Source organism: Anaerophaga thermohalophila str. Valhall, from assembly GCF_000250735.1.
Taxonomy (GTDB): Bacteria; Bacteroidota; Bacteroidia; order Bacteroidales; family Marinilabiliaceae; genus Anaerophaga; species Anaerophaga thermohalophila_A.
The window spans coordinates 1-2,125 of the sequence record NZ_AHZV01000329.1; the positions used below are offsets into that span (position 1 = coordinate 1).

Below are 2,125 nucleotides of genomic sequence, written 5' to 3' on the forward strand. Positions count from 1 at the left end.
TATGCTTTTTTTACTGCACTCATTTATGCATTAATTTTCAAAAGTTCTTTTTGCCAGGATCATTGTTGTTGAAAGCTTTCAGCCATTCATCAACAAAGGACCAATGCAGGCTTGAACAGCCTTCAGGTTTGAAAAAGTAACAAAAAAACGATTGCATTGCAAATAAACCAAATTTAAAAAACAAAAGAATGGACACAGCTTCACAAAAACATCCCCAGGGTCTGTGGGTACTTTTTTTCACAGAAATGTGGGAACGGTTCAGCTATTACGGGATGCGTGCCCTTTTGGTACTGTATCTGACTTCCAGTATTATTAACGGCGGATTTGCTTATGCCGAAAATCATGCGCTCGAAATTTACGGAATATTTACCGGGCTGGTTTATCTGACACCAATACTCGGGGGTATTATTGCCGACCGTTTAATCGGACAGAGAAAATCAATTATTATCGGGGGGATTATTATGGCCCTCGGTCAGGCCGCTCTGGCTTATTCCGAATATATTGCCGTGCCGGGAGCTACCGAATCGCTCCAGGAATTGCGGGAATACTGGTTGTTTATCGGGTTGGGGCTTCTTATTATCGGTAACGGATTTTTTAAGCCCAATATTTCTACGATGGTAGGACGTCTGTATGCCGACGGGGACCCCCGGAAGGATTCTGCCTTTACCATTTTCTACATGGGTATCAACCTTGGGGCATTCCTGGCGCCTCTCATTGCCGGCTATCTTGGAGAAACCATCGGATGGTCGTGGGGTTTTGGCTCAGTATCTGTAGGAATGATACTGGGAACTCTTTGGTTCTGGCTGCAGGAAAGAAAACTTGGTACCATAGGCTTTGGACCGAGACGAACCTTCCAGACTGATGTTGCAAAACTTAACGGTCGTGACTGGTTAGATATTCTTGCATGGTCGCTCGGTATTATCGGATTCATCTATCTGTTTGTTAAAACCTGGTGGACACTTCCCGAAGATGTCACTACCTGGATTATTCGTATTGTTGCCATAGTGGCCGTTACGGCAATTGCTTATATTGTTATTAAAAATACAACCGGAAAAACCGAATGGAGCCGTATCGGCGCTATCCTGGTATTCTGTTTCTTTAACATCTTTTTCTGGTCGGGATTTGAGCAGGCAGGTGGTACTTTTAACCTGTTTGCCCGTGATTTTACCGATCGGATGATTGGAAATTTTGAGATTAACGCATCATGGTTTCAGTCGGTTAATGCAATAATGATAGTCGGACTTGCACCAGTATTTTCTATGCTTTGGGTATGGCTTGGCCGCCGAAATCCCAACACCCCGGTGAAATTTGGTCTGGGATTGTTTCTCCTTTCACTAGGTTTTGTGGTAATGTATGCAGCCGACACCAAAGCATCGGCCACCAACCTGGTGAGCCCTATGTGGCTGGTAACAGTCTACCTGCTCCATACTATGGGCGAACTTTGCCTGAGCCCGATCGGATTGAGTATGATCAGCAAATTATCGCCCCCGAAGATTACCTCACTCATGATGGGACTCTGGTTTGCTTCAACTGCTCTGGCTAATTACCTGGCCGGTGCCTTGAAGAGTATTCTTGAAACATACCTGCCCGACATGAATCTATTCCTCTTCCTGATTATTACATCGGGATCCGCCGCCTTGCTCATGTTTATTATTTCTCCATGGCTGAAGAAAATGATGCGGGGAATTGATTAATTGAGAAATTTGCTGTCAGATGCAAAAATCTGACGAACTGTTTTAATATAAAAACGCCTGCAAGACCGGTATGATCCGGATTGCAGGCGTTTTGTTATTTTGGGGGGGTGTCAGCGCCACTACAAAGATACATTTGAAAGCAATTCACAACTATAATTGCGGGGTTACAGGGGAACGAAAAGATTAGATATATGCACAAGTCTAAGCAAGAACTATTCGAAGAACTGAAAGAAGTCAAAGCTTTTTGGTCTTATTCATAAGTGAATCAAATCAATGAAGAAAGTCTGATTGAACATGTTTTGATGTTTTTAGAGGCCGATAGATTTAATGATTTATTTTTCTTTTTGGGAAAAAGAAAGTTCGCCAGATGTGGAAGAAGTTCCTGGTTAAAAAAGAGCCCTATTTTCATTCGTATAAAATTTATTTTTTAA

Annotated in this window: 1 protein-coding gene; it reads left to right on the top strand. The window is 42.7% G+C overall.

Annotated elements, in window-relative coordinates; all coding sequences use genetic code 11:
* Window positions 1–188 precede the first annotated feature (188 nt).
* On the top strand, window positions 189–1,694 hold the full coding sequence (locus tag OQ5_RS0116825; protein ID WP_016778605.1) for a peptide MFS transporter: 1,506 nt from the start codon (window positions 189–191) through the stop codon (window positions 1,692–1,694).
* Window positions 1,695–2,125 lie beyond the last annotated feature (431 nt).

Excerpts from the sequence above, each read along its gene's own strand:
- OQ5_RS0116825 (WP_016778605.1), top strand. The coding sequence starts at position 189 with ATGGACACAGCTTCACAAAAACATCCCCAGGGTCTGTGGGTACTTTTT.